General features: G+C 67.4%; 28 protein-coding genes. 9 read left to right on the plus strand and 19 right to left on the minus strand.

Annotated features, from left to right (window positions below):
• Nucleotides 1-16: 16 nt before the first annotated feature.
• From ACSLUQ_RS04335 to ACSLUQ_RS04365, 7 genes are all read right to left on the minus strand, one after another.
• Complete coding sequence (locus tag ACSLUQ_RS04335) at nt 17-1012, minus strand: Gfo/Idh/MocA family protein (RefSeq protein ID WP_461807789.1); 996 nt, start codon at nt 1010-1012, stop codon at nt 17-19.
• On the minus strand, nt 1009-1896 hold the full coding sequence (locus ACSLUQ_RS04340; protein WP_461807790.1) for a sugar phosphate isomerase/epimerase family protein: 888 nt from the start codon (nt 1894-1896) through the stop codon (nt 1009-1011). Before ACSLUQ_RS04340 ends, ACSLUQ_RS04335 begins: the two co-directional genes overlap by 4 nt.
• A gap of 20 nt (nt 1897-1916) precedes the next feature.
• Complete coding sequence (locus ACSLUQ_RS04345) at nt 1917-2750, minus strand: carbohydrate ABC transporter permease (RefSeq protein WP_417774426.1); 834 nt, start codon at nt 2748-2750, stop codon at nt 1917-1919.
• Complete coding sequence (locus ACSLUQ_RS04350) at nt 2747-3664, minus strand: carbohydrate ABC transporter permease (protein WP_417774427.1); 918 nt, start codon at nt 3662-3664, stop codon at nt 2747-2749. The genes ACSLUQ_RS04345 and ACSLUQ_RS04350 overlap by 4 nt, the downstream gene beginning before the upstream one ends.
• A 70-nt stretch (nt 3665-3734) precedes the next feature.
• Complete coding sequence (locus ACSLUQ_RS04355; protein WP_461807791.1) at nt 3735-4952, minus strand: ABC transporter substrate-binding protein; 1218 nt, start codon at nt 4950-4952, stop codon at nt 3735-3737.
• 33 nt (nt 4953-4985) lie between these two features.
• The gene (locus ACSLUQ_RS04360) at nt 4986-5894 is read right to left on the minus strand and encodes an alpha/beta hydrolase (protein ID WP_417774429.1); all 909 of its coding nucleotides are present in this window, start codon (nt 5892-5894) and stop codon (nt 4986-4988) included.
• A complete protein-coding gene (locus ACSLUQ_RS04365; protein WP_417774430.1) occupies nt 5891-6607 on the minus strand; it encodes a GntR family transcriptional regulator in 717 nt (238 codons plus the stop codon). The genes ACSLUQ_RS04360 and ACSLUQ_RS04365 overlap by 4 nt, the downstream gene beginning before the upstream one ends.
• A gap of 169 nt (nt 6608-6776) precedes the next feature.
• Here ACSLUQ_RS04365 and ACSLUQ_RS04370 point away from each other — a divergent pair, with 169 nt between their 5' ends.
• Nucleotides 6777-7853: an ABC transporter ATP-binding protein gene (locus ACSLUQ_RS04370; protein ID WP_461807792.1), complete on the plus strand. Its 1077-nt coding sequence runs from the start codon at nt 6777-6779 to the stop codon at nt 7851-7853.
• Nucleotides 7854-7904: 51 nt separating this feature from the next.
• Here the strand turns inward: ACSLUQ_RS04370 and ACSLUQ_RS04375 are convergent, their stop codons facing one another.
• Nucleotides 7905-8645 carry a hypothetical protein gene (locus tag ACSLUQ_RS04375; protein ID WP_461807793.1) on the minus strand — a complete coding sequence of 247 codons (741 nt, stop codon included), beginning with the start codon at nt 8643-8645 and terminating at the stop codon, nt 7905-7907.
• A 176-nt stretch (nt 8646-8821) separates the two neighbouring features.
• On the opposite strand from ACSLUQ_RS04375, the gene ACSLUQ_RS04380 reads away from it, so the two are divergent.
• Nucleotides 8822-9232 carry a nuclear transport factor 2 family protein gene (locus ACSLUQ_RS04380; protein WP_461807794.1) on the plus strand — a complete coding sequence of 137 codons (411 nt, stop codon included), beginning with the start codon at nt 8822-8824 and terminating at the stop codon, nt 9230-9232.
• The gene (locus ACSLUQ_RS04385; protein WP_461807795.1) at nt 9229-9738 is read left to right on the plus strand and encodes a cupin domain-containing protein; all 510 of its coding nucleotides are present in this window, start codon (nt 9229-9231) and stop codon (nt 9736-9738) included. The genes ACSLUQ_RS04380 and ACSLUQ_RS04385 overlap by 4 nt, the downstream gene beginning before the upstream one ends.
• Here ACSLUQ_RS04385 and ACSLUQ_RS04390 read toward each other — a convergent pair.
• Nucleotides 9720-10667, minus strand: a complete 948-nt coding sequence (locus ACSLUQ_RS04390; RefSeq protein ID WP_417774435.1) for a LysR substrate-binding domain-containing protein — start codon at nt 10665-10667, stop codon at nt 9720-9722. The genes ACSLUQ_RS04385 and ACSLUQ_RS04390 overlap by 19 nt on opposite strands.
• A gap of 251 nt (nt 10668-10918) precedes the next feature.
• On the opposite strand from ACSLUQ_RS04390, the gene ACSLUQ_RS04395 reads away from it, so the two are divergent.
• The 3 genes from ACSLUQ_RS04395 (at nt 10919) to ACSLUQ_RS04405 (ending at nt 13047) form a co-directional block, all read left to right on the plus strand.
• Nucleotides 10919-12046 carry an NAD(P)/FAD-dependent oxidoreductase gene (locus ACSLUQ_RS04395; protein ID WP_461807796.1) on the plus strand — a complete coding sequence of 376 codons (1128 nt, stop codon included), beginning with the start codon at nt 10919-10921 and terminating at the stop codon, nt 12044-12046.
• Entirely contained in the window at nt 12043-12393 is a 351-nt protein-coding gene (locus tag ACSLUQ_RS04400) for a RidA family protein (protein ID WP_417774437.1), read from the plus strand. Before ACSLUQ_RS04395 ends, ACSLUQ_RS04400 begins: the two co-directional genes overlap by 4 nt.
• Before the next feature lie 120 nt (nt 12394-12513).
• Nucleotides 12514-13047 carry a DUF2478 domain-containing protein gene (locus ACSLUQ_RS04405; RefSeq protein WP_417774438.1) on the plus strand — a complete coding sequence of 178 codons (534 nt, stop codon included), beginning with the start codon at nt 12514-12516 and terminating at the stop codon, nt 13045-13047.
• Between the two features lie 46 nt (nt 13048-13093).
• On the opposite strand, the gene ACSLUQ_RS04410 is transcribed toward ACSLUQ_RS04405, so the two are convergent.
• Genes ACSLUQ_RS04410 through ACSLUQ_RS04425 form a run of 4 tightly spaced genes read right to left on the minus strand, consistent with a single transcriptional unit; the run spans nt 13094 to nt 15416 of the window.
• Nucleotides 13094-13498, minus strand: coding sequence for a MaoC family dehydratase (locus ACSLUQ_RS04410; RefSeq protein ID WP_461807797.1), 405 nt, complete (start codon nt 13496-13498; stop codon nt 13094-13096).
• Nucleotides 13495-13917 (minus strand): hypothetical protein, encoded by a 423-nt coding sequence (locus tag ACSLUQ_RS04415; RefSeq protein WP_461807798.1) that lies wholly within the window; start codon nt 13915-13917, stop codon nt 13495-13497. Before ACSLUQ_RS04415 ends, ACSLUQ_RS04410 begins: the two co-directional genes overlap by 4 nt.
• Before the next feature lie 9 nt (nt 13918-13926).
• Nucleotides 13927-15147, minus strand: coding sequence for a beta-ketoacyl-[acyl-carrier-protein] synthase family protein (locus ACSLUQ_RS04420; RefSeq protein ID WP_461807799.1), 1221 nt, complete (start codon nt 15145-15147; stop codon nt 13927-13929).
• A complete protein-coding gene (locus ACSLUQ_RS04425) occupies nt 15144-15416 on the minus strand; it encodes a phosphopantetheine-binding protein (RefSeq protein ID WP_417774442.1) in 273 nt (90 codons plus the stop codon). The genes ACSLUQ_RS04420 and ACSLUQ_RS04425 overlap by 4 nt, the downstream gene beginning before the upstream one ends.
• Before the next feature lie 303 nt (nt 15417-15719).
• Between ACSLUQ_RS04425 and ACSLUQ_RS04430 the strand changes: the two genes are divergently transcribed.
• Nucleotides 15720-16511 (plus strand): Frag1/DRAM/Sfk1 family protein, encoded by a 792-nt coding sequence (locus ACSLUQ_RS04430; RefSeq protein WP_417774443.1) that lies wholly within the window; start codon nt 15720-15722, stop codon nt 16509-16511.
• Between the two features lie 35 nt (nt 16512-16546).
• On the opposite strand, the gene ACSLUQ_RS04435 is transcribed toward ACSLUQ_RS04430, so the two are convergent.
• Nucleotides 16547-17290 carry a lysophospholipid acyltransferase family protein gene (locus ACSLUQ_RS04435; protein ID WP_417774444.1) on the minus strand — a complete coding sequence of 248 codons (744 nt, stop codon included), beginning with the start codon at nt 17288-17290 and terminating at the stop codon, nt 16547-16549.
• Entirely contained in the window at nt 17287-17985 is a 699-nt protein-coding gene (locus tag ACSLUQ_RS04440; RefSeq protein WP_417774445.1) for a fumarylacetoacetate hydrolase family protein, read from the minus strand. Before ACSLUQ_RS04440 ends, ACSLUQ_RS04435 begins: the two co-directional genes overlap by 4 nt.
• 190 nt (nt 17986-18175) lie before the next feature.
• On the opposite strand from ACSLUQ_RS04440, the gene parA reads away from it, so the two are divergent.
• A complete protein-coding gene (gene parA, locus ACSLUQ_RS04445) occupies nt 18176-18823 on the plus strand; it encodes a ParA family partition ATPase (protein ID WP_461807800.1) in 648 nt (215 codons plus the stop codon).
• 51 nt (nt 18824-18874) lie between these two features.
• Here the strand turns inward: parA and ACSLUQ_RS04450 are convergent, their stop codons facing one another.
• Nucleotides 18875-19318, minus strand: coding sequence for a MerR family transcriptional regulator (locus tag ACSLUQ_RS04450; RefSeq protein WP_417774447.1), 444 nt, complete (start codon nt 19316-19318; stop codon nt 18875-18877).
• A 97-nt stretch (nt 19319-19415) separates the two neighbouring features.
• Here ACSLUQ_RS04450 and ACSLUQ_RS04455 point away from each other — a divergent pair, with 97 nt between their 5' ends.
• Entirely contained in the window at nt 19416-21689 is a 2274-nt protein-coding gene (locus ACSLUQ_RS04455) for a heavy metal translocating P-type ATPase (RefSeq protein ID WP_461807801.1), read from the plus strand.
• A gap of 18 nt (nt 21690-21707) precedes the next feature.
• Here ACSLUQ_RS04455 and aat read toward each other — a convergent pair whose 3' ends face one another.
• The 3 genes from aat to accB all read right to left on the minus strand — a co-directional run bounded on the left by aat (nt 21708) and on the right by accB (nt 24277).
• A complete protein-coding gene (aat, locus tag ACSLUQ_RS04460) occupies nt 21708-22388 on the minus strand; it encodes a leucyl/phenylalanyl-tRNA--protein transferase (RefSeq protein WP_461807802.1) in 681 nt (226 codons plus the stop codon).
• Between the two features lie 63 nt (nt 22389-22451).
• Nucleotides 22452-23801, minus strand: coding sequence for an acetyl-CoA carboxylase biotin carboxylase subunit (gene accC, locus ACSLUQ_RS04465; RefSeq protein ID WP_417774450.1), 1350 nt, complete (start codon nt 23799-23801; stop codon nt 22452-22454).
• 14 nt (nt 23802-23815) lie between these two features.
• A complete protein-coding gene (gene accB, locus ACSLUQ_RS04470) occupies nt 23816-24277 on the minus strand; it encodes an acetyl-CoA carboxylase biotin carboxyl carrier protein (protein WP_417774451.1) in 462 nt (153 codons plus the stop codon).
• Between the last annotated feature and the right edge of the window lie 5 nt (nt 24278-24282).

The following is a 24282-nucleotide window of genomic DNA, read 5'->3' on the forward strand; positions in this document are numbered from 1 at the left end:
TGCGGCCGGGACAGGATCAGGCGCGGATCTGGGCGATCATGCGCTCGAGGCGCTCCATGGCGCGGACGCCGTCGGAGATGTCGGGAGCGCCGTTCACCTCGCCGCGCAGGGCCGCGGCGGCATCGGCCAGAAGGCCGGCGTAGCCCTTGTGATCCTCGTTGGCGGCGGCGGTGAAGTTCGGCGTCCAGGAGAGCGTGTCACAGGCGGGGTCGAGCGTTGCCCGCGGATCATCCGCCTTGAACGGCGGATCGCGGTAGAGGCTGACGTTGATGATGTTGTCGACCTCGAGACGCGCGTGGTCGCCCATGATGCGGATTTCTTCCATCGGCGTGCCGCGCGACTGGACGGTGCCCATCACCACATTGCCGAGGGTGCCGCCTTGCGTGGTGAAGTTGACGTGAAGCAGCAGCTTTCCCGGCGCCGGGCTTGCGCTTCTGACCAGCATGTCTCCGAAGTCCTCGCCGGCGAACCAGGGGATCAGGTCCATGTAGTGGACGCAATGGTGCAGGAAGAAGCCGGTGTAATCCGGCTCTCCCTCGAAGTAGGTCGGCGCGGTCATGTAGCTGCCGGTGATGCCGAGCACCTTGCCGAAGTCGCCGCCGTCGAGAACGTTGCGGGCGATCTTGTTGCCGGTCGAATAACGCTTCATGAACCCGACGATGACCGGCTTGCCGGCCTTTTGCGATGCCGCCGCCACCTCGCGCGCGCCGGCGGCATCGGCTGCCGGCGGCTTTTCCATGAAGACGGGCAGGCCTTTTTCCAACGCAGCGATGGAGGCGAGGCGGTGCAGATCCGGGCCGACCGCCATGCCGATGGCGTCGAGCCCGGGGTGGGCGACGAGATCGCGGAAGTCGTCGTAGAGCGCGGTGACGCCATAGTTCGCCGCCGTCTGCGACAGCGCGGCACCATCGCGGTCGCAAAGCGCCGTGATGCGGAAGCCGTTGCGTCCGAGTTGCGGCAGCAGCATCTGGCGCGCGTGACGGCCGCAGCCGATCCAGCCGATGTTGATCATTGGTCGACCTCCGCAAGAGCAAGCGCGTTGCGAATGACGCCAAGTCCGGCGCGCAGCTTGTCGCTCTCGTCCTCGCGCGGCGCGCGCCAATGGGCAATGGGAAGGGCGACACGGTCGTCGTTGCGGCGGAACGGCTCGAGTGAGATCGGCCCCTGGTAGCCGACCTGGGCCAGCGCGCGCATGATCGCCGGCCAGTCGAGGTGCCCGGTCCCCGGGTGGCCGCGGTGGTTCTCGTTCGCCTGGAAGTGGACGATGCGGCTACCCGCGAGACGGATGGCGTCCGGGATCGAGCGGTCTTCCATGTTCATGTGGAAGGTGTCGAGCATGACGCCGAGGCCGGCGTCGTCGACGCGATCGGCGACCTCGACAGCCTGGCGCGTCGTCGAGACGACGTCGGTCTCGAAGCGGTTGAGCGCCTCGAGCGCGAGGACCTTGCCGGCGGAGCGGGCGAAGGCGGCGGCCTCCTTCAGTCCGGCGACGGTGCGCTCGGCGCGCTGGGCGATATCCTCGTCGGTGCGCGGAACGGGAGGCCTGCCGGCGAAGACCATCGGCTCGCCATAGAGCGGGCCGCCGACGATCCGGGCGCCGAGCGTATCGGCGACCTCGACGCAGCGCTTGAGATAGTCGAGGCCGCCCTGGCGGTTGGCGGGGTCGTCTGAAGCGATGGAGCGGGTCGGCGACACGCGGGCGGCGAGCACCAGGAACAGGCCCGCGTCCTCGGCGGCACGGCGTGTCTCGGCGAGGTCGATGGCGTCCTCGGGCTCGGGCACCAGCAGTTCGACGAAGTCGAAGCCGAGGTCGGCGGCCTTGGCGAAACAGTGCAGGTCGGCGCCGGTGAAGGGCCGGGTGAACTGCATGGAGATGATGCCGATGGGATTCTTCAAGGGAGGGGTCCTTTCGAAAGTCAGCCCTTCACCGCGCCCTGGGTGAGGCCGGAGATCAGGCGTTTCTGGACAAGCAGGAAGAGCACGGTCGCGGGCATGGCGCCGACGATGCCGCCGGCGGTCAGCAGGCCCCACTGGACCTCGTATTCGCCGATGAGCGTCTGCACCGCGACGGTGATCGTGCGGACGTTCCGGCCGCCGAGCGTCAGGGCGTAGAGGTACTCGTTCCAGGAGGTGATGAAGATGTAGATGCCTGTCGCGATGATGCCGGGCAGGCAGAGCGGCAGCACCACCCGGCGCAGCGCGCCGAGACGGGAGCAGCCGTCGGTCATGGCCGCCTCGTCGAGCGAGCGCGGGATGCCGTTCATGTAGCTGACCATCATCCAGATCGAGAAGGGGATGGCGATGGTCGAGTTGGCGATGATGAGGGCGGCATGGGTGTCGAGCAGGCCGAGCACGCGCATCAGCACGAACAGCGGCAGGATCAGGAGCACCAGCGGGAACATGTTGATGAGCAGGAACTGCAGCATCAGGATGCGCTTGGCCTTGAACTCGAAGCGCGAGAACGAATAGGCGGCGGTGATCGACAGCGACAGGCCGACGACGACGGTGCCGCTGGCGACGATCAGGCTGTCGAGCAGGTTGCGGCCGAAGCCGACTGTGCGAAACAGCCTCGTGTAGTTCTCGACCGTGGCGCCGATGATCGAGGGCCCTTGCGTGAAGAGCTTGGACTCCGCCGTGACCGAGGTCAGGAACATCCACAGGTAGGGGCCGAGAGTGAAGGCGAGGATCGCCAGCATCGGCAGGTCGACGACGAGGATCCGCCGCCAGAGAGGGCGTCTGTGCAGGCTCATCGGCTGACCGCCTTTCCGGTGCGGCGCAGATAGACCAGCACCACCACCATGAGGAGCAGGGTGAAGAGCACGGCGAGCGCCGAGCCGTAGCCGAAATCGAGGTTGGTGCGCGACTTCAGGAATGCGTAGAGCGGCAGCGTGTAGGTGCTGTAGCCCGGACCGCCGCCGGTCATGACGAAGATCACGTCGAAGGAGTTGGCGACCCAGATCATGCGCAGCAGAACCGCCGTCACCAGCACGCCGGAGATGCCCGGCAGGGTGATGTGCCAGAACTGGCGCCAGGTGCTGGCTCCGTCGATGGAGGCGGCCTCGTAGTAGCTCCTGGGGATCGACTGCAGGCCGGCAAGGATCATCACCGCGAAGAACGGAAAGCCCTGCCAGGTCAGCGTCAGGATGACGGCGCCAAGCGCCGTGTCCGGATCGGCAAGCCAGGGCATGGCCTGCTCGATCAACCCGAGGCGCAGCAGGAAGTCGTTCATAAGCCCGTAGTTGCTGTCGTAGATCCACACCCACATCAGAGCGATGACGACGGAGGGCAGCGCCCAGGGAATGATGATCAGCGCGCGCGCCACAGGACGCCACGGGAAGTCCTGATTGAGGAGCAGCGCGGTTGCCAGCCCGAGCAGGACCTGGGCGGGAATGGTGATCCCGATCCACAGCGCCGTGTGGCGCAGCGAGATCCAGAACACTTCGTCGCCGAGCGCCTTGCGGAAGTTGTCCAGACCGATGAAGTCGAAGTTCTTCGGTCGAAACAAAACATATTCGTGCAGGCTCATCCACGCCGTCTGCAGCATCGGAAAGAAGACGATAGCGAGCGTCACCAGCACCGCCGGCGAGAGCATGGCATAGGGGAGCACACGGCGGGCCAGCGGCCGTCCGGGCGCGTCGGCGTCAGGGGCGGTGGTATCGGTCATCTCGGGGCCGTTCGGAAAAAGGGGGGAGGGGACGGGACGCGCGGGCGCGCCCCGTCCGCAAGGCATGCGATCACCTGGCGTAGAGATCGGCGATTGCCTGGTTCATCTCGGCGGCCGTGATCTCGCCGGTCAGCGCGCGCTGCATGTTCACCGGCCAGACGGTGTTCACGAAGTCGGCGGTCTGCGAGACATTCGGCAGCAGGTGGGCAAAGGGCAGCGACTCCACTGTCGCCTTGACGAAGCGCTTGGGGTGCAGCGACCAGCTCTCCGCGTCGGACTTCACCACCGGAAGCTGCCCCGTCGCCTCGTTGAAGCGGGCGTTGTTGCCGGGCGAGGACAGGAAGGAGATCCACTTCCAGGCCGCGTCCTTGTCCTCGGCGGAGGCGAGCACGGCGGTGCTCTCATCGCCGAAGGACGTCCAGCGTCCGCCGCCGCATTCCGGCACGGGTGCGGCGGAAACCTTGTCTCCGAGCACTTCGGCGATGCCGTTGGCCGAACCGATGTGATGGATCGTCATTGCCGTCTTGCCGGCCTTGAAGGCGCCGAGGATTTCCTGGAAGCCGTCGTTGGGGGCGGAGGGCGGGAAGACCCCGTCCTTGCGGAACAGGTCGACCACATACTGGGTGCCGGCGACGCCGGCTTGCGATGTCAGGCCGTTCTCCAGGCTGACGCCCTCGCGGCTGAGCGTGAGGCTTGCCCAATGGTCGTGGCCGCCCTTGCCGCCACGGAATCCGAAGCCGTAGACGTCGGTCTTGCCGTCGCCATTCGTGTCGCGGGTGAGCGCCTTGGCGACATCGCGGAACGCGTCGCAGGTCTTCGGCACCTCAAGGCCCAGTTCCTTGAGCATGTCCTGACGGTAGTAGAGATAGAGCACCACGTATTGGACCGGCAGATAGTAGGTCTTGCCGTCGGCGGCGCGCGTCAGGTTGAGGAGGTTGTCCTCGAGACCTGCCTTGCCCTCCCAGGCGTCGATGCGCTCGCCGATCGGCTCAAGTGCGCCCATTTCCACCAGGCGCGGCTGGGCGAACATCTTGACCATGGCCGCGTCCGGCGCGCTGCCGCCGACAATCGCGGTGTAGAGATTGTCGTAGTAGCTGTTCCAGGGGATGTTTTCCGCCTCGACCTTGATGCCGGGGTTGGCCTTCTCGAACTCGGCGACAAGCTGGTCCATCGGGTTGTCGGCATTGTCGAAATGGTACCAGAAGCGCACGGTGCTGTCGGCCTGGGCCAGGCTCGCGGTCAGCGCCAGCGCGCTGGCTGCAAGGGTCAGCGTCCTCATAAATTTCATGCTGTCGTTCCTCCCTGTTGTGCGGGCCTCTCCTCAGGCGGCCCGTTTCTTGAAAACAGTGCCGGCCCGCACGAAGGCGTCGCGCGCCTCCGGCAGGGCGGACCCCATCTGCATGAAGCCGTGGACGACGCCTCCGATCAGGTCGAAGGGATCGTCGCGACCGAGCGCGCGCAGACGCTCTGCAAGCATCTCCGTGTCCGAGCGCAGCGGATCGAGCGCGGCGGCGTTGAGATAGAGCGGTGGCAGCGCGGCAAGCGCCGCGTCGTCGGCGGCAAGCGGGGCGACCGTCGGGCGGTCGCGAAACGCTGCGGGCGCGTACCAGTCCCAGTAGCGCTGCATCTTCGCGCGGGTGAGCCCCGGGCCGTCGGCGAGTTCCACATAGGAGGGCGTGGTGAAATCCGCGCCGTAGACGCCATAGAACAGAAGCGCCTGCGCGGGCAGTTCGCCGCCTTCCGCGTGAAGCCGCAGCATCGCCGCCAGTGCCAGATTGGCGCCGGCGCTGTCGCCGGCCACCGACCAGCGCCGCGCGCGGTCGCGCACGCGCCACGCGGCCATGATGTCGTCGAGGCCGCGGGGGTAGGGGTGCTCGGGCGCGAGCCCGTATTCGATGGTGAGAACCTGCGCGCCGGTTGCGTTCGCCAGCCGGCGGGCCGCGCCTTCATGGGTCGCGGCGGAACAGAAGGCCCAGCCACCACCGTGGATGTGCAGGATCGTATCGGTGCCGGCGTCGTTTTCCGGCACCACGAGGCGGGCGGGAAGGCCGGCGTGCATCAGCGTGCGGCTTTGCGCGACCGGCGGCAGATCCTCGTTCCATCGCAGGTTCGCGAGATTGGCAAGCGCGCGGCCGGCCTGGGCGGAAAGCAATGTCGGGTCGCCAAGCCCCCGGTCTTCGGCGGCGAGCCGCTCGAGCACGGCACGCATGGTCTTGCTCGGAGCGGTCATGCGCATTGTCCTTCCGCTGCGTCGGGCCCGTCGGTCAGGTCGGGGCCGAAGTCGACGATGGTCGAGATGTGATGGCCAAGCACGGCGCGCAGCCTGCCTAGGTCCCGGGTGCGCAGGGCGTCGATCACCGGCACATGGCGCTCGGCAGTCTCCTCGAGCGCCCGGTTGGGCTGGGAGTTGAGAATCTTGTAGCGGTGGTTGTGGATCAGGCAGCGCGTCAGGATCGGCACCACCAGCGGCAGGTCGGCGGCGGCAAAGAGCGTCGTGTGGAACGCGCGGTCATGCACGGAGAGCAGATATTCGTCGCCGTCGCGGGCGGCATTGCGCATGGCGTTGAGCTCGTCGTGCAGCGCGCCGAGCAGTGTGTCGTCGACATGGGCGACAACCCGCTCGAGATAGCCGCATTCGACCTCGCGGCGGATCGCGATGAGGGCGCGGGCATCGTCGGAGCGGCAGGGGGCAACCAGCGTTCCGCGGTGGGGCAGGCGCTTGACGAGACCTTCCTCGGAAAGCTGCATCAGCGCCTCGCGCACGGTGCTCTGGCTGCAACCGAAGCGCTGGGCGAGTTCCATCTCGGTGAGCGCCTGTTCGGGCTGCAGCCCGCCGAGCACGATCTCCTTCTGGAGCGCGACGAAGACGGCATGGCTGCGGCGGCTCGACTGGCGCGGCACGAGGTCCGTCACGGACGGGCTGGTGAAACTCTCCACGGCCATGGGGCCTCCGATCCTCCCGTTTCCGGATTCCGCGGCGGCTGGTTCTCCGTCGCGGCATTCCGGGCGCGATCCCCTTCGACGGGGTTGCGCTGTATTATCGATATCGATAACATTGCAATTATCGATAATGCAAGCCTCCATCTTCGAGGGGCGGTCAAGGGAGGACACCATGGCGGAGATCCGGCTCGACGGAATCGTCAAGGATTACGGTTCGGTACGGGCGATCCACGGCGTGAGCCTGCACATCCGCGACGGAGAGTTCGTCGCCTTCGTCGGCCCGTCGGGCTGCGGAAAGTCGACCATGCTGCGCATGATCGCCGGTCTGGAGGAGATTTCCGGCGGGACGCTCAGGATCGGCGACAAGGTGGTGAACGAGGTCGAGCCGCGCGGCCGCGACGTGGCGATGGTGTTCCAGGATTACGCGCTCTATCCGCATATGACGGTGGCGGAGAACATCGGCTTCGGGCTGAAGATGCGCGGGCAGAAGGCGGCCGAGATCGCGCCCCAGGTGCGCGAGGCGGCGCGCATCCTGCAGATCGAGGACTATCTCCAGCGCAAGCCCGGCCAGCTCTCCGGCGGCCAGCGCCAGCGCGTTGCCATGGGGCGTGCCATCGTGCGTCACCCGTCCGTGTTTCTGTTCGACGAGCCGCTGTCCAATCTCGACGCAAAGCTGCGGGTCGAGATGCGGACCCAGATCAAGCGGCTGCACGCCATGCTCGGCACCACGACGGTCTACGTCACCCACGATCAGACGGAGGCGATGACACTGGCCGACCGGGTGGTCGTTCTGCGCGGCGGCCATATCGTTCAGGAGGGGCACCCGATCGAGCTTTACAAGAAGCCGAACTGCCGCTTCGTCGGCGAGTTCATCGGGTCGCCGCAGATGAACGTCTTTTCCGGGGTGGTCGACCGGTCCGGCGTGACGCCGTGCCTTCGCGTCGGCGACGCCGCGTTGCGGCTGGGCGAGGTCGCGGCGGCCGATGGGGCAAGGCTTGACGTTGGGATCCGCCCCGAGCACCTCGCCTGGACCCAGCCGGAGGCGGGCGCAATCGCACCCGTGGTGGAAGTGTTCGAGCCGCTGGGGTCCGATACGATGGCAATCTGCCGGTTCGGCGGACACGAGCTGACCGCCCGCCTCGATCCGTCCGTGCGGCTCTCGCCGAACGAGAAGATCCACCTCGGTTATAATACCGCGGATCTTCACTATTTCGACGAGGCCAGCGGCCGGCGGCTCGAGGCGCACTGATACCTCGTTGTCGCCGCTCGGGGCCCGAGCCCGGAGGCCAGATTGAACGCCCTAGGCGGCGGCGCGCAGCACGTCGCGCAGCCGCCGCGTCAGGTGCGCGGCGGTGGAAAAATCCGCTGTCAGGACGTTGAGACCGAGAATGCGGGCGCGCTCCATCAGCTTGGGGCTGCGGAATTCTCCCGCTTCCTCGTCATAGAAATCGGTGGTGGTGACGAAGATCGGGGTTGCCGCCCGGTTGCCGAAATGGGTGTTCCAGTAGGAAAGCTCCAACATCGCCTGGAACATCCGCTCCTCGCCGTGCGAGCGGTCCAGGAGATCGGTCGCGGTCGCCTTGCAGGAGACGATGACGAGTTGCCCGCCGTAGAGGGCGAGCGCGTCGACCTCGTTGTAGTGGTCGCTCTCGCCGCCCGGCGCGCGCCAGCGTATCTGCTGGGAAAAGCGCACCTCCTGACACTCCGCATCAAGCAGCGCCAGTGCCATCAGCTCTTCCAGCCAGCCGCCGGCGAGATAGGTGCGCGCGCCATTGTCCGCCGCGCGGTAGCCCCGCCCGCGGCGCGCCAGGACACCAAGCCCCACCGCCTGCTCGCACCAGGACCGCATCGCCTCGCCCGCGACGGCGAGGGGGTGACCGCTGCCGCCCGAAATCAGCGCCGGCCGCAGGGGCTCGAACATCTCGTAGATGGTTCTGGTGAGGACGCCGCGCGCCCGCGCCTCGTCCAGGCGCCCTCCCGGGCCATGCAACTCGACAAGGCCGGCGAGACGGGCGGAAAGCGGGGAGGAGCGATCTGGCATGGACGACGAAATTCCAGCTGTGGCAGGCTCGGGACCCATAGCATGGCTTCCGCGCAAGGTCTTCAGGTCCATGGGACCGGCGTCGCGCTTCATGTCGTCATGAGATTTCCTCGGTCGCGGGCGCTGCCGCCATCGGCGATCTAGAGAACAGCGACATCGTGAAGGGACCGATTGAAATGCTCGCGGAAGCGGATTTGCGGCGTCATGCCGATCTCTGGATCTCGGCGTGGAATGCGAGAAACATCGACGCGGTGCTGGCATCCTGGGCGGCGGATGGGGTGTTTGTCAGCCCTCTTGCCGAGAAAATGACGGGGTGCGCCGAAATTCGCGGGGCTGATGCTCTGCGGGACTATTGGGCGAGCGCGCTGGGGCGCGCCAGCGGGTTGCGCTTCGTGCTGCTTGAGGCGCATGCGGACGTGGCGCGCCAGACACTCGTCGTGCACTACGAGGCGTTGGCGAACGGGTCCTGTCGGCGGGCAGTCGAAATCATGAGCTTCTCGGATGGCAGGCAGGTGCGCGGGGAAGCGCTCTACGGGGCTGAATGGCCGACACAGGTGGCGAACGGAGAAGGGACAGGCAGGCCATGAGGAATGAACAAGGAGCGAGCCCGGTGGTGCGGCTCGGGGAACTGGCGCTTGCCGAGACCGGCAATGGCGGTCGTTTCGTTTGCGCGACGGCGGCGGTCGCCGCGCCCAAGGGCGCGCGTCATCTTGGTGCCCGGCTTGTCGAGGTGCCGGCGGGCAAGCGCGCCTGGCCCTTCCACAGCCACCACGCCAATGACGAGATGTTCGTGATCCTCGCCGGCGCCGGGCGTGTGCGCTTCGGGGCCGACGAATGGCCGGTCGAGGCGGGAGATGTGGTTGTCTGTCCATCGGGGGGAGCGGAAACCGCGCATCAACTGATTGCGGGGGCGGAGGGACCGCTGCGTTATCTCGCCGTCAGCACCATGAACGAGCCCGAGGTGATGGAATACCCCGACAGCGGCAAGGTCACGGTCTTTGCCGGGGCCGCGCCGGGAGGCGACAAGGCGGCGCGCCGTGTTGCGACGAGCTTTCGCGCGCGCGATGCCGTCGACTACTGGCTCGACGAGTAGGCAGGCTGGCCAGCGTTGGTGCTGGCCGGTCTGGCGGCTTCCTTCAGCATCCAGTCGCGCAGGTTCTTCACCCGTCGGTCGCGTTCGAGCGCGTGCGGGTAGACCAGCCAGTAGCCGCCGCTGGCCGGAATGCTGTGGTCGAAGAGCTGCACCAGCCGTCCCGCCGCCACGTCCGACTGCGCGATCTCGCGGCCGGCCAGCGTGATGCCGGCGCCATCGGTCGCTGCGCGCAGTCCGAGGCCGGCCGAATCGACCCGCGTGGTCGCCGCCGGCCTCAACGGGCCGCCGGGCAGGCTTTCGTTCCAGTCGGACCAGTTGCGGGCGCGGTACTGCGACAGAAACAGGTTGGATTTGGCGACAAGTGCACGCGGCCCGTCCTTGCCGACAAGGCCGGGGGCGGCGAAGAGCGCAACCGTTTCCTCAAACAAAAGGTCCGCCGCAAGGCCCGGCCAGTCGCCGTGGCCGTGGCGGATGCCGGCATCGGCGGCGCCGGCGGACAGGTCGACGGCGGTCTGGCTGGTGGAAATCAGAAGCTCGAACCCGGCCTTTTCGAACGGGTAGTTCGAAAGCCGCGGCGACAGCCAGTGAATGGCGAAGGTCGGCAACATGGAAAGCCGCAGTGCGCCGGTCTTGCGCTCGTCCGTCGTCTCGCTCACGGCGCTGGCGATTTCGCGAAAGCCGGACGAAAGGCGCGGGTAAAGCTTGCGTCCGGTCTCCGTCAGCTCCAGCCGCGAGCCGGTCCGCCGCATCAGGTCCACGCCCAGCGTGTCCTCGAGCAGGCGCAGTTGATGCGACACGGCGGAGGGCGTCACACCAAGTTCTCCGGCCGCGTTCTTGATCGACAGGTTGCGGGCGGCCGCCTCGAACGCCCTCAGGGCGTTGAGCGGAACGGTGATGCGAGGCATTGGGGAAGCGGGCGCGTCGGACATGGCTCGAGGTTATCGCCAGAAGATGCGCTTCGAAAGCCGGCGCGCGCCGGTTGAACGGATGTCATGCTGAATTCAACTCACGCCCTCTTGAGCGCGGTTCAGGTGACGCAGCGTCGGCGGGGCGCGGCTGCGTGGGGGTGTCGAAGTCCCTTGGAATCCCCCAGGCGATCAGGCACGAAGGGCAGGAACCGGGCCCGTGCGGGGCATCCGGATTCGACACGCGGACATCGAGTGAAAGGGTGGATCTGCCCATGACTGTCAGGACCTGCGACATTCTCGTCATCGGCGGCGGGATGGCCGGGATCAGCGCCGCCGCGCTTCTGGCGCGCGAGGCGCGGGTGATTGTACTCGAGATGGAGCCGGTTCCGGGCCACCATTCGACCGGCCGCTCGGCGGCGATTTTCATCCGCAACTACGGCAGCAACGTTCTGCGCGCGCTCAATGCGGCCTCGGCCGGTTTCTTTTCAGAGCCCGTGGACGTTGCCAGCGAGAGCCTTCTGACCGAGCGCGGTGAACTCATGATCGCCGACGAGGACGAGCGCGAGGCGCTTGCCCGCTATCTGGACGGCAGTTCGGGGCTCGAGCGCATCTCGCCGGACGAGGCGGTGGCGCGGGTTCCCATCCTGCGGCGCGAGCGCATCGTCGAGGCGGTCTATGAACCAGACGCACAGGACATCGACGTCGACCGCATGTTCCAGGGACTGCAGCGCCTGTTGAAGGCGCGCGGCGGCGAGATCGTGACGGGTGCCGGGGTTACCGGAATTGCGCGCAGGGACGGCATCTGGGAGGCGGAGACGCCGGCGGGCCGGTTCCAGGCACCGACCATCATCAACGCAGCCGGCGCCTGGGCCGACCGGGTTGCCGCTCTGGCCGGCGTCGCGCAGGTGGGGCTTCGCCCGCTGCGCCGCTCGGCCGCTCTTCTGCCTGCGCCCGAGGGCTATGACCTGCGGGGCTGGCCGCTTGTCGTCAGCGCGTCGGAGCGCTGGTACCTGAAGCCCGAAGCCGGCAAGCTCATGGTCTCGCCGGCGGATGAGGACGAGGTCGAGCCGCAGGATGCGTGGCCAGACGACATGGTCGTCGCGGAGGGGCTCTACCGGTTTGAGCAGGCGGTGACGATTCCCGTCACCCGGGTCGAGCACAGCTGGGCAGGTCTGCGCAGCTTCGTCGCCGACCGCAATCCGGTGGCCGGCTTCGCGCCCGGCGCCGACGGTTTCTTCTGGCTCGCCGGGCAGGGCGGATACGGCATCCAGGCGGCGCCTGCGCTCGCACGGCTTGCCACGGCGCTCTGTCTCGGTCATGAACCGGACTTGCCACCCGATGTGGTCGCGGCGCTGTCTCCGGCGCGTGCGAGCCTTGCAACAGGAAAACGAGTATCATGAGCGACATCAAGCGTATCGAAGTCGGCCCCCGGATGAGCCAGGCGGTCGTGCACGGCAACACGGTCTACCTTGCCGGCCAGATCGGCAGCCCCGGCTCCGACGTCGCCACACAGACCCGCGCCATCCTGGCCAACGTCGACCGTCTGCTGGCCGAGGCCGGCTCTGACAAGTCGCGCGTGCTTCAGGCGATCATCTGGCTTTCGTCGATGGACGATTTCGCCGAGATGAATGCGGAATGGGACGCCTGGGTCGATCCGGCCAACACGCCGGCCCGCGCCACGGGCGAGGCGCGTCTTGCCGGTCCGGAGTACAAGGTCGAGATCATCATCACCGCCGCGGTCGGCTGACACGCAGTCTTCGCGAAGGCTTTGCGGCCCGGCCGTTCGGTGCGACACTGCGCCGTCGGGCCGGGCCGACCTGTTTTTGCCCGAAGAACGGACGATTGCCGAAAGGCCAGGGAGCAGCACATGCGGATTGCCTACACGATGTCGCCGGGGCGCGGTGACATGGATCAGGTTCTGGCGCGGCTCGCGGAGCGGCTGATGGCTGCCGGTCGCAGGACCTGCGGTGTCGTCCAGATCAACACCGAGATCGGCGACGACGTGCCCTGCGACATGGACGTGCGGGTGCTTCCCGATGGTCCGATGTTGCGCATTTCCCAGTCGCTGGGGCCCCAATCGAGCGGTTGCCGCCTCGATCCGGTGGGGTTGGAGGCCGCCGTCGGCCACGTTACCGCCCGCCTTGCCTCAGGCGCCGATGTTCTCATCGTCAACAAGTTCGGCAAGCAGGAGGCGGAGGGGCGTGGCTTTCGCGAGGCCATAGGCACGGCGCTTGCCGAGGGCATTCCCGTCGTCGTCGGCGTCAACGGGCTCAATCGCGACCGCTTTCTCGACTTCTGCGGCGATCTCGCCGAAGAGGTTCCCGCCGATGCCGATGTACTTTTCGACTGGGTCGAGGGTGCGCGTGGGGTCTCCGGCGACACGGTGTCCGCAACGGCGTGAGGTCTGCTTTTCCAGCCCTTGCGTCGCGGACATTCTCCGCGCTGTCTCAGGCGCCGGGTGTGATCTCGGCCTCGCCGATGCACAGGTTCTGCCCGTCGCCGTCCCGCATCACCAGACGCAGGATCGCCGCGTCGCCGTCGCGCTTCGCAATCCGCCCGCTGACGCTCATCGCACCACCAACGGCCAGCGGGCGCACGAATCGCGTCTGGAGCGAGATGATCCGGTGGCCGGGCAGCCACGCCGCGATCGCTGCCTCGAGCCGACCCATCATCAGCATGCCGTGAACGATCGCTCCGGGAAGCCCGGCGCGCCGCGCCGCCGTGTCGTCGAGGTGAATCTGATTGCGGTCGCCGGAGGCCTGCGCATAGGCGTGAACCTGGGCCGCGTCGATGACAGCGAGCGGCGTTGCGTCGAAGGTCGTTCCAAGGGCGGGGATGGCGGCGGGGCTCATGAGCCGTTCTCCGTGCGGGCGGGCGGCCGGGCGAACAGCACGATATCCGTTCGGAATTCCTGGCAGAGCGTGTCCGCGCCGTCGCGGACCCGAGCGCGCACGATCAGCCGGTCCGGGCGCTGCGGCTCCCGGTGCCAGTCGAGGCGGACGCGGTAGGTCGCATCGATCTCGAGCGGGCGCAGGAAGCGGAACTGCTGAGCCTGATGGACGAGCACCGCGCTATTTTCCTCGGCAAGCCCCTGCAGGGCGCCCATGATCTCCGGCCGCGCCAGGACGACGGCGGCGAATGTTGCCGGCACCACCGAAGGGGCCGGTTCGCCGTCGCCGGCGAGGGCATCGGCGAAGGCATCAACGGCGTGGGCGGCAGTCGACAGTTCGATCTCGCCGAGCGTTGTCCAGTCCAGGTCCGGCGCAAACATCGCCGTCTCCTAGCGCAGCGCGCGGGCTGCGACGGTGGCGTTGATGCCGCCGAAGGCGAAGGAGTTGCTGAGCGCTGCCTCGATGGGGTGCGCGCGCGCCGTGTTGGGAACGGGGTCGAGCAGGCATTTGGGGTCGGGCCCGAGCCAGTTGATCGTCGGCGGTGCGATCTTTTCGAGGATCGCGCGCACCGTCACCACAAGTTCGATGGCGCCGGCGGCGCCGAGTGCGTGGCCATGGATCGGCTTGGTGGAGGACACGGGCAGCTCGCCGATGCGGTCGCCGAACACGCGGCGCAGCGCTTCGGTCTCGGAGATGTCGTTGAGGACCGTGCCGGTGCCATGGGCGTTGACGTAGCCGATCTCCGCGGGGTCGAGGCCGGCGTCGGCGAGCGCGTTCGTCATGGAGGCCGTCGGCCCCTCGACGGTGGGGCGCAGGATGTCGCTGGCGTCGCTGGACGTGCCGAAGCCGGCGAGCTCGACGAGTGGCGTCGCCCCCCGCGCAAGCGCGTGCTCGAGTTCCTCGATCATCAGCACTGCCGCACCCTCGCCAAGCACCATGCCGTTGCGCTTGTCGGAGAACGGACGGCAGGCTTCGGGCGCCATCACGCGCAGCACCTCCCAGGCCCGGAAGATGCCGGGCGTGAGCAGCGCCTCGCTGCCGCCGACCAGGGCGGCATCGATCAGGCCGGAACGGATCATGTGCATGCCGTAGCCGACCGCCTGTGTGCCGGAAGCGCAGGCGCTGGAGATCGCCAGCGACGGACCGCGCACGCCGTAGCGCATGCTGATCTGTGACGCGGCCGCATTCGGCATGACCTTGGCGATGGCCATGAGGTCGGGGCGCGTGTTGGCGACATAGAAGCCGTGGAACCCGTCGTCGGTGGTCCAGGACCCGCCAATGCCCGAGCCGATGATGGCGCCACAGCGCGATCCCAGCGGCGCCTCGGGGTCGAGGCCGGCCTGCGCGAGCGCCTCGCTTGCCGCGATCAGGGCGAGCTGGGCGAAGCGGTCGGAGGTCTTGATCTCCTGCGGGCTGAGATCGCCCGTGGGGTCGAAGTCGGGGATGTGAGCGGCCCGGGTGATGCGCTGCCTGGGATAGCGCTCGAGCCGGAATTCCGAAACGCCGCTGCGCCCGTCGCGCGCGGCGGACCAAAGCGCGTCGACGCCGCGACCGGCTGCGGTGATTGCGCCCATGCCGGTCACGACGATCCGTCGGCTTCCAGTGGTCACGCGGCGTCTTCCTTCATGCGCACCGCAAGGACCTTGAGAAAGTCTCCGACCGTTTGCGCTTCGGCAAGGTCGCCGTCGACGGGAATGTAGACGCCGAACTCTTCCTCGATCGCCATCAGAATCACAACCATGTCGGCTGACTGGATGCCGAGTTCCTCGAATGTCGCGTCTGGGGTCAGCTTGTCGCGCTCGACCATGCCTTCCTTTGCCACGAGATCCAGCAACTTCCCGAGCGTTGCCGGATCAATTCCTTCGAGCATCTTTTCCATCGTGCCTTGTTATCCTCTGCATCCAAGCCGTGACAGGCAGTCATAATTTCTTGTTGGCGGTTGAGCCAGAGCCTATTTGCACCGCAGCCGCGGCGGCCTGCGCCAAAATGCGCGGCAGACGTCGCCGAACCCGAGCCCATCGGTACTTGTCAGGAGGCCCTGTACTCCGCTATCCACGCCGGAATGCAGGATTGCCTCATCGAGGCACGGTCCTGAACGGCAGTTGGGACAGGATAATGGCAGGTTCAGCGATTTCCACGAGGATCCCGACGCCGCCCCTCACGGCGAGGCAAGAGGCCAGTCATGACTGATCGTGGTGCTTCCCGAATGGAAAGGCTGGCCGGGCTTGCGTTGAGCCTCCCCCTTGTCATCGTTCCCGGTTCCGCGATTGCGATGATGGTGTGGGCCCGCTGGGCGTTCTACCAGCGCCACCCCGATTACGTCCAGCATAGCGCACCGACAATAAGCCGGGCAATCTCGGACCCCTTCATCGGCGCGCCCTTCGCGGCGACAATCCTGGCCGTGAGTATCGTTATCGGCCTGGCCTTGATCGCGCTGGCCAACGGCTTTCGCCTGGCGATCGCCCATGTCCATGCCGAGGATGCCGACCTGCGCCGCCGCAACAACACCTTCGTCAACATCATGCTTGCCTGCCAGGTTGTCGGCAGCAGCGGCATGGTGATGTGTACGCAGTACACGTTTTACAACAACCACGACCTCCACATGATCGGCAGCTACCTGTTCTTCATCGGACAGATCCTGGCAATCGGGATGAACGGTGTGCTGTGCGCGCGGCTGACGCGGGCCGACACCGGCGGTGACTGGCCGCTGCTTGCCGTTTCCAGATCGGCGAGCGCCTTGCGGGTACGCGTGTCCAAGGCGGTTGTCGTCATCGCCCTTGGCTATTTCTTCCTTTTCGCGATCAAGAAATTCGACCTGCCGGTTTCGGAGTACTCGATCTACTACGTCTACACGTTGCAGGAGATCGTCACGATCTCGGCTTTCATTTTCTATCTGATGACCTATTCGCTCGACATGCATTCCATCGCCCGCGACTTCGTGCGTCTTCGGCTGGCGCGGGTTCGCGCGGCCTGAGGTCTTTGGTCTGCGGTCTTGCTGGCCGAGCGACTTCAGGCGCGGGCGAGCGCGGCGCGCGCCAGCTCCGTGCTGCGGGTCTCGATTGCCCCCTCAAGCGCTTCGCGGAACGCGTCCGCCCGAAGTCCCGCAGGGATTGGGGGCAGGAACTCGATGATGATGGTTCCGGGAAAACGCCACAGGCTGCGGCGCGGCCAGAACACGCCGGAGTTCAGCGCGACCGGTATGCAGGGCGTGCGCAGGGCCCGGTAAAGCGCGACGATGCCGGGCTTGTAGGCAGGGGCGGCGAGCGGTGCCGTGCGCGTGCCTTCCGGGAAGATCACCACGGACCGGCCGTCCGCCAGCCGAGCCTTGGCGTCGCGCACCAGTGCCATCAGGGCGGACGCGCCCGCCTTGCGGTCGATGGCGATGTGATGCAGGCGTGCCATCGTCCAGCCGGCGACCGGGATCCAGGTCAGCTCGCGCTTCAGCACGATCGCCGGATCGTCGAGGATGATCTGCAGCGCGATCGTCTCGAAGGCCGACTGGTGCTTGGAGGCGATCAGGCAGGGGCCGGCGGCGGCGAGATGCTCGCGGCCGCGCACCTCGTAGCGCAGGCCGACGACATGCTTCAGCAGCCACAGCCAGAACCGCACCACCCGCGTCGCGATTGCAAGGCAGACCCGGCGCGGCAGAACGAGCAGCACGGCCAGGGGGGCAAAGACCGCCAGCGTCAGCAGCACGAACGTCAGGAAGGTAAGGGAGCGCAGGACGACAGACGCGCCGGCGCGCGTGCTCATGTGCGCGGGCCGACCGTGATGGAAATGGCGGCAACGCCCTCGATGCTGCCCTCGAGCCGATCTCCGGGACGCACGGCTCCGACACCCGCCGGCGTACCGGTGAAGATCAGATCGCCCGGCTTCAGCGTCACCGAGCGGCTACAGATGGCGATGATGTCGGCAACCGGCCAGATCTGCTCGGCAAGGTCGCCATCCTGGCGGGTCTCGCCGTTGACGGCGAGCGTGATGCGCCCCGAGGTCGGGTGGCCGGTGCGCTGAGCGGGGACCAGGGGCGCGCAGGGTGCGGAGAAGTCGAAGCCCTTGCCCCAGTCCCAGGGGCGGCCCATGTCCTTGGCCTGCTGTTGCAGGTCGCGGCGGGTGAAGTCGATGCCCGCGCCATAGCCCCAGATGTGCGCATTGGCGCTTTCAGGCGCGATGTCGCTGCCGCCGGTGCCGATGGCGACGACCAGCTCCATCTCGAAATGCAGGTCCTCCGTCAGCGGCGGATAGGGGATCGTGCCGCCGCTGTCGCACACGGCGTCGGCCGGCTTCATGAAGAAGAACGGCGGCTCGCGGTCCGGATCCTTGCCCATTTCGCGGGCGTGGGCGGCATAGTTGCGCCCGACGCAGAAGACACGGCGAACGGGGAAGCGCTCGTCGCTGTCGGCGATGGCGACGCTGGGCGTTTCGGCGGGAGTGAAGGCATATCGGATCACGCGGGCGGCTCCTTGGCGGGGTTCCGGAACGGCCGCCCAGCCTCTCATCTCGCGAAACGGCGGCAAAACAAAGAGATAGTGCGGAACGTCGGCCCCGTCAAAACGAGATCGACGGTCGCGCCCGTCCGCAGGCTTGCCGATTGCAAAGCACCTGTTGCGGTGCAACAGTATGCGGCATGAGGGGGAAACAATGAACGGTCGCGTTATCTCCGTTTCGCAGCAGAAGGGCGGGTCCGGCAAGACCACGCTCGCGGTGCATCTCGCCGTTGCGCTCGCCCGCAAGGGCGACTACCCGGTGGCGCTTGTCGACGTCGATCCGCAAGGGTCGCTCGGCACCTGGTTCGAGGCGCGCGAGGAGGCGTTCGGCGAGGCCGGCACGGGCCTGAGCTTCCGGACTTCCAGCGGCTGGGGCGCACGGCGCGAGGCGCGCAGCCTGTCGCGCGACCACGGCCTTGTCATCATCGACACGCCGCCCAAGACCGATTCCGACGTGCGCCCGGCCATCGAGGCGGCGGATCTGGTCATCATTCCGGTGCAGCCGACCCAGATCGACCTCTGGGCGACGGCGCAGACGGTGGAAATCGCGCGGCGCGAGGGCACGGATGCGCTTCTGGTGCTCAACCGCGTGCCGCCGCGCGCGGCGCTGACGCTCGACGTGATCTCGGAGATCGAATCGCACGGCTATCCGATTGCCGCCGCACGGCTCGGCAACCGCACCGGCTTCGCCGCCTCCATGGGAGAGGGGCGCACGGTGCTCGAGACAGATCCGCGCGGCAAGGGTGCGGAGGAAGTCCGTCAGCTGGCGGCCGAAATCGCCGCGGTTCTCGCCGGCATCTGATCCACCCGCCGGGCTGGTCCCTGCGCGCCTCGGGGCAGCGTCGGTGAGGGCTTACGTCGCCTCCATCGTCTGCGCCGCGTCGTGGCGGTCGTGCAGGCAGAGCCGGTGGTCGCCCAGCACCTCGATCACCCGGCAGTCGCAGATCTTGCCTCCTTCGCACTGGGTCACCATCCGTTCCAGCTCCGTCTGCAGTGCCGTGAGGCGCGCGATGCGGGCGCGGACCTCGCCAAGCTGCTCGCGGGCGATGGCGTCGGCGGCGGCGCAGGAGCGCTCCGGGTCGTCCGTCAGGCTGAGGAGGTCGCGGATAGCGTCGGGCGAGAATCCGAGATCGCGGGCGTGGCGGATGAAGTTCAGCCGCTCGCGCGCAGTCGGCCCGTAGAGGCGCTGGTTGCCGCTGCTGCGCTCCGGTTCGGGCAGGAGGCCGATCTGCTCGTAATAGCGGATCGTCGGCACTTTTACGCCGGTTTCCTTGGAAAGCTTGCCGATCGTCAGCATGCGTCGTTTTCCCTCTTGCAGCTCTAGTCACTAGAGGAATTATGTCTTGTCCCGGTTCCGATCAAGACCCTGCCTTGAACAGGGGGGAAGGACTGTGATGACTGCGAGTGAAACGAACCGGACCCGCTACGAATGGTCCGTATCAGGAATGGACTGCGCCTCTTGCGTGGCCAAGGCGCGGGGCGCCGTCGAGCGCCTTTCCGGCGCCAGCGACGTCGAGGTGTCGCTGATCAAGGAGCGGCTGCGCGTATCGCTTGACGAGAGCCGCACCGCTCCGGATGCGGTCGAAAAGGCGATCCGCGCCATCGGCTATCGCGCCAGTGGCCGTGCGCCCGTTGCTGCGGGGGGCATGCCGGGCGCGCCCGAGGATGAGACGGCGCAAGGGTGCGGCTGCCACGCACACGATCATGCGGATCATGGCCACGACCATGCGGGCGATGGCCATGATCACGGTTCCTCCCATGTCCATTCCCATGACGACCCCGCGGAACGCGGCCTTGGCTGGTGGCGGACGGCCAAGGGGCGGCTTGTGATCCTGACCGGAGCGCTGCTCGCCTCTGCCTGGGCGAGCGAGCTGTTCGTCTCCGCGGCGGTCTCCAAATGGGCCTTTGTGATTGCCTGCCTGATCGGGCTCTTCCCGGTCGCGCGCCGCGCTTTCGCGCTGCTGCTGGCACGCATGCCCTTCACCATCGAAATGCTGATGACCATCGCGGCCCTTGGCGCGCTTCTTATCGACGCGGCGCAGGAGGCGGCGCTTGTCGTCTTCCTCTTCGCCGTTGGCGAGGTGCTTGAGGGGGTGGCGACGGACCAGGCGCGCAGCGGCATCCGCGCGCTGGTGAAACTGCTGCCGAAGACCGCGCTTCTTCTGGAGGGCGACCGGCCGCGCGAGGTCGCGGCCGACACGCTCAAGGTCGGCCAGCGCGTTCTGGTGCGTCCGGGAGACCGGGTTCCCGCCGACGGCGAGATCGTCGCTGGCACCTCCGGCGTCGACGAAAGTCCGGTAACGGGTGAGAGCATTCCGCAGACGCGCGGCCCCGGTGACGAGGTCTTCGCCGGGTCGATCAATACCGAGGCGGCGCTCACCGTCGCTGTCGGCAAGCCGGCGAGCGACAACACCATCGCCCGCATCATCCGCATGGTCGAGGAGGCGGAGGAGAGCCGCGCGCCGACGGAGCGTTTCATTGACCGGCTGAGCCGGATCTACATGCCCTTCATCGTCGGCATCGCGGTTCTGGTCGCGCTGGTCCCGCCGCTCGCCTTTGCGGCATCCTGGGATGTGTGGATCTACCGGGCGCTGGCGCTGTTGCTGATCGGCTGCCCTTGCGCGCTCGTTGTCTCGGTTCCCGCGTCCATCGCTGCGGGTCTTTCGACCGGTGCCCGGCGCGGCTACCTGATGAAGGGTGGCGCGGTCGTCGAGGCGGCGGCCTCGACGCGGCGCGTCGCCTTCGACAAGACCGGAACGCTGACGCAGGGCCGGCCCGTCGTCACGGACGTCGTGCCGCTTGGCGACCATGACGAGGGGCGGGTTCTGTCGCTCGCCGCGGCGGTCGAAAGCGGCTCGAGCCATCCGCTGGCCAAGGCAATCGTGACGCGCGCCGCAGACGCCGGCATTGCGGTCGCCGGGGGCGGGCAGGCCCGGGCGCTTCCCGGCAGGGGTGTCGCCGCCACTGTCGACGGGCAGGCGGTGCATGTCGCAAGTCCCGCGCATGCGCGCGAGCAGGGGGCCCTGGAGCCCGGTGCGCAAGAGACCGCACAGCGGATGGAAGCCGAGGGCAAGACAGTCGTCGTCGTCTTCGGCGAGGCCGACGGAGCGATCGGTCTGATCGCGCTTCGGGACGAGCCGCGCGCCGATGCGGCGGAAGCGATGCGCCAGCTCGACAGGCTCGGGATCTCCGCCATCATGCTCACCGGCGACAACGAGCGCACGGCGGCGGCGATCGCCGGAGCGATGGGGCTGGAGCATCGGGCGCGTATGCTGCCGGAGGAAAAGCTCGCCGCGATTCGCGATTTCGCCACCGAAGGACCGATCATGATGGTTGGCGACGGTATCAACGACGCGCCCGCGCTCAAGCAGGCGACGCTCGGGGTCGCGATGGGATCGGGCACGGATGTGGCGTTGGAGACGGCGGACGCGGCGATCCTGCGCGACCGGGTGAGCGACATTCCCGCGCTGATCCGCCTGTCGCGGGCCACCATGTCGAACATCCGACAGAATGTGACCATCGCGCTCGGGCTCAAGGGCGTGTTCCTGGTGACCTCGATCCTCGGCGTCACCGGCCTGTGGATCGCGATCCTTGCCGATACGGGGGCGACGGTGCTTGTCACGCTGAACGCGCTGCGCCTGCTGGCCTACGATCCGGAACGCGAGTGATGCGCACTGGCGGCGCGGTCAGCCTTGCGCCGCGCCGCCAGCGACGAGGGCAAGCGCTTTCTCGCCGGAGATCCTGGCGGGAAGGGCGAAGAAGTCCGAGTAGCCGGCGACCGCTTCCGCCAGTATCCGGTCGTAGCGCGCCTTGGGCACCTCCGTGGTGCCGAAGCGGGCCAGGTGCTCGGTAACGAACTGGGTGTCCAACAGCGAGTAGCTGCCCGCCGTCAGGCGCGCGGCCAGATGCACGAGCGCCACCTTCGAGGCATCCCGCTCGCGCGCGAACATGCTCTCGCCGAAGAAGGCGCCGCCGAGTGAAACGCCGTAAAGACCGCCGACCAGCGCGCCGTCGCGCCATGCCTCCACCGTGTGGCAAAAGCCCATCTCGAACAGAGCGCCGTAGAGGCGGCGGATCTCGGAGTTGATCCAGGTCTTGGGCCGGTCGCCTGCCGGCTCCGCGCAGCCGTCGATGACGGCGCCGAAATCCGTGTCGACGCGGATCTCGAAGACGTCCTGACGCACGGTGCGTCTCAACCTGCGCGGCACATGAAAGCCGTCGAGCGGCAGGATGCCGCGCAACTCCGGTTCGATCCAGAAGAGGTTGGGGTCTTCGGCGGTCTCCGCCATGGGGAAGATGCCGCAGGCGTAGGCCTTGAGCAGCACCTGGGGCGTGATCCGCAGGGAATCGGACTTCTTTCCGGCCATTTGGTTTCCGGCCTCGAGGCTCGCCGGTGCGGTCAGGGCGCCCGCGCGGGCGCCCTGCCGGTCTCAGTCGGCTGTGTCGCTGGAGAGATACTTCTCGAGCCAGTGAATGTCGTACATCCCGTTGGCGATGTCCTGGTTGTCGACCAGGTCGCGGAACAGCGGGATGGTCGAATCGATGCCGTCGACGACGAATTCGTCGAGGCAGCGGCGCAGGCGCATCATGCACTCGACCCGGTTGCGGCCGTGGACGATGAGCTTGCCGATCAGGCTGTCGTAGTGCGGCGGGATCCGGTAGCCCTGATAGACGCCCGAATCGACACGCACGCCCAGCCCGCCCGGCGGGTGGTAATAGGTGATCTGGCCGGGGGACGGTGCGAAGGTGCGCGGGTTCTCGGCGTTGATCCGGCATTCGATGGCATGGCCCTCGAAGGTGATGTCCTCCTGGCGCAGCATAAGCTCGGCGCCGGAGGCAATGCGGATCTGCTCGTTCACCAGATCGATGCCGGTGATCATCTCCGTCACCGGATGTTCCACCTGCAGGCGGGTGTTCATCTCGATGAAGTAGAAGTTGCCGTCCTCGTAGAGGAACTCGACCGTGCCGACGCCGCGGTACTTGAGCTTGCGCATGGCGTTGGCGACGATCTCGCCGATTTCCTTGCGCTGCTCGGCGTTGAGGGCCGGCGAAGGGGCTTCCTCGAGCACCTTCTGGTGTCGGCGCTGCAGGGAGCAGTCGCGTTCGCCCAGATGCACCGCGTTGCCGCGTCCGTCGCCCAGCACCTGCACCTCGATGTGGCGCGGCTTGCCGAGGTATTTCTCCATGTAGAGCGCGTCATCGCCGAAGGCGGCCTTGGCCTCGGCGCGCGCGGTGGAGAGCGCGGTGTCGAGATCCTTGTCGGTGAGCGCCACCTTCATGCCGCGACCGCCGCCGCCGGCCGCCGCCTTGACGAGCACCGGATAGCCGATCTCGCGGGCGATGGCATGGGCGTCATCGCTCGGCGTGACCGCGCCGTCGGAGCCGGGAACGACGGGAATGCCGAGGTCCCTGGCCGTCTGCTTGGCGGCGATCTTGTCGCCCATGATGCGGATGTGCTCCGCCGAGGGGCCGATGAAGACGATGTTGTGCGCTTCGAGAATCTCGGCGAAGCGGGCGTTTTCCGACAGGAAGCCGTAGCCGGGATGCACGGCATCGGCGCCGGTGATCTCGCAGGCGGCAAGAAGCTGCGGAATGTTGAGATAGCTGTCGCGCGCGGCCGGGGGGCCGATGCAGACACTCTCGTCGGCGAGCCGCACATGCATGGCGTTGGCGTCGGCGGTGGAGTGCACGGCAACCGTGTGGATGCCGAGCTCCTTGCAGGCGCGCATCACCCTGAGGGCGATCTCTCCGCGATTGGCGATCAGGATCTTTGAAAACATGGCTCGCGGTCCCGTCACTCGATGATGACGAGCGGCTCGCCATATTCGACCGGCTGGCCGTCCTCGACGAGAATGGCCGCGATGCGGCCGGCGCGCGGAGCCGGGATCTGGTTCATGGTCTTCATCGCCTCGACGATCAGCAGCGTGTCGCCGGCAGCGACCGTATCGCCGACCTCGACGAAATTGCGTGCACCGGGTTCAGGCGCGCAATAGGCGGTGCCGACCATGGGAGAGGGGACCGCGCCGGGATGGCCGGCGGGATCGGTGCTCGCCGAGGGGGCGGCGGTTGCAGCCGGAGCCGCTGCGGCGGGAGCCGCCCGGGTGACGCCGACCGGAGCCTCGATCGTCACCTGACGGGCGACGCGGATGCGGAAGTCATCCCGCTCGAGCTCGATCTCGCTCAGGTTCGTCTCGTCCAGAAGCTGGGCGAGCTCGCGAATAAGGTCCTGGTCAAACTTGCTTTTCTTTTCCGACATTGCCT

This window comes from Stappia sp. ICDLI1TA098 (assembly GCF_054880955.1).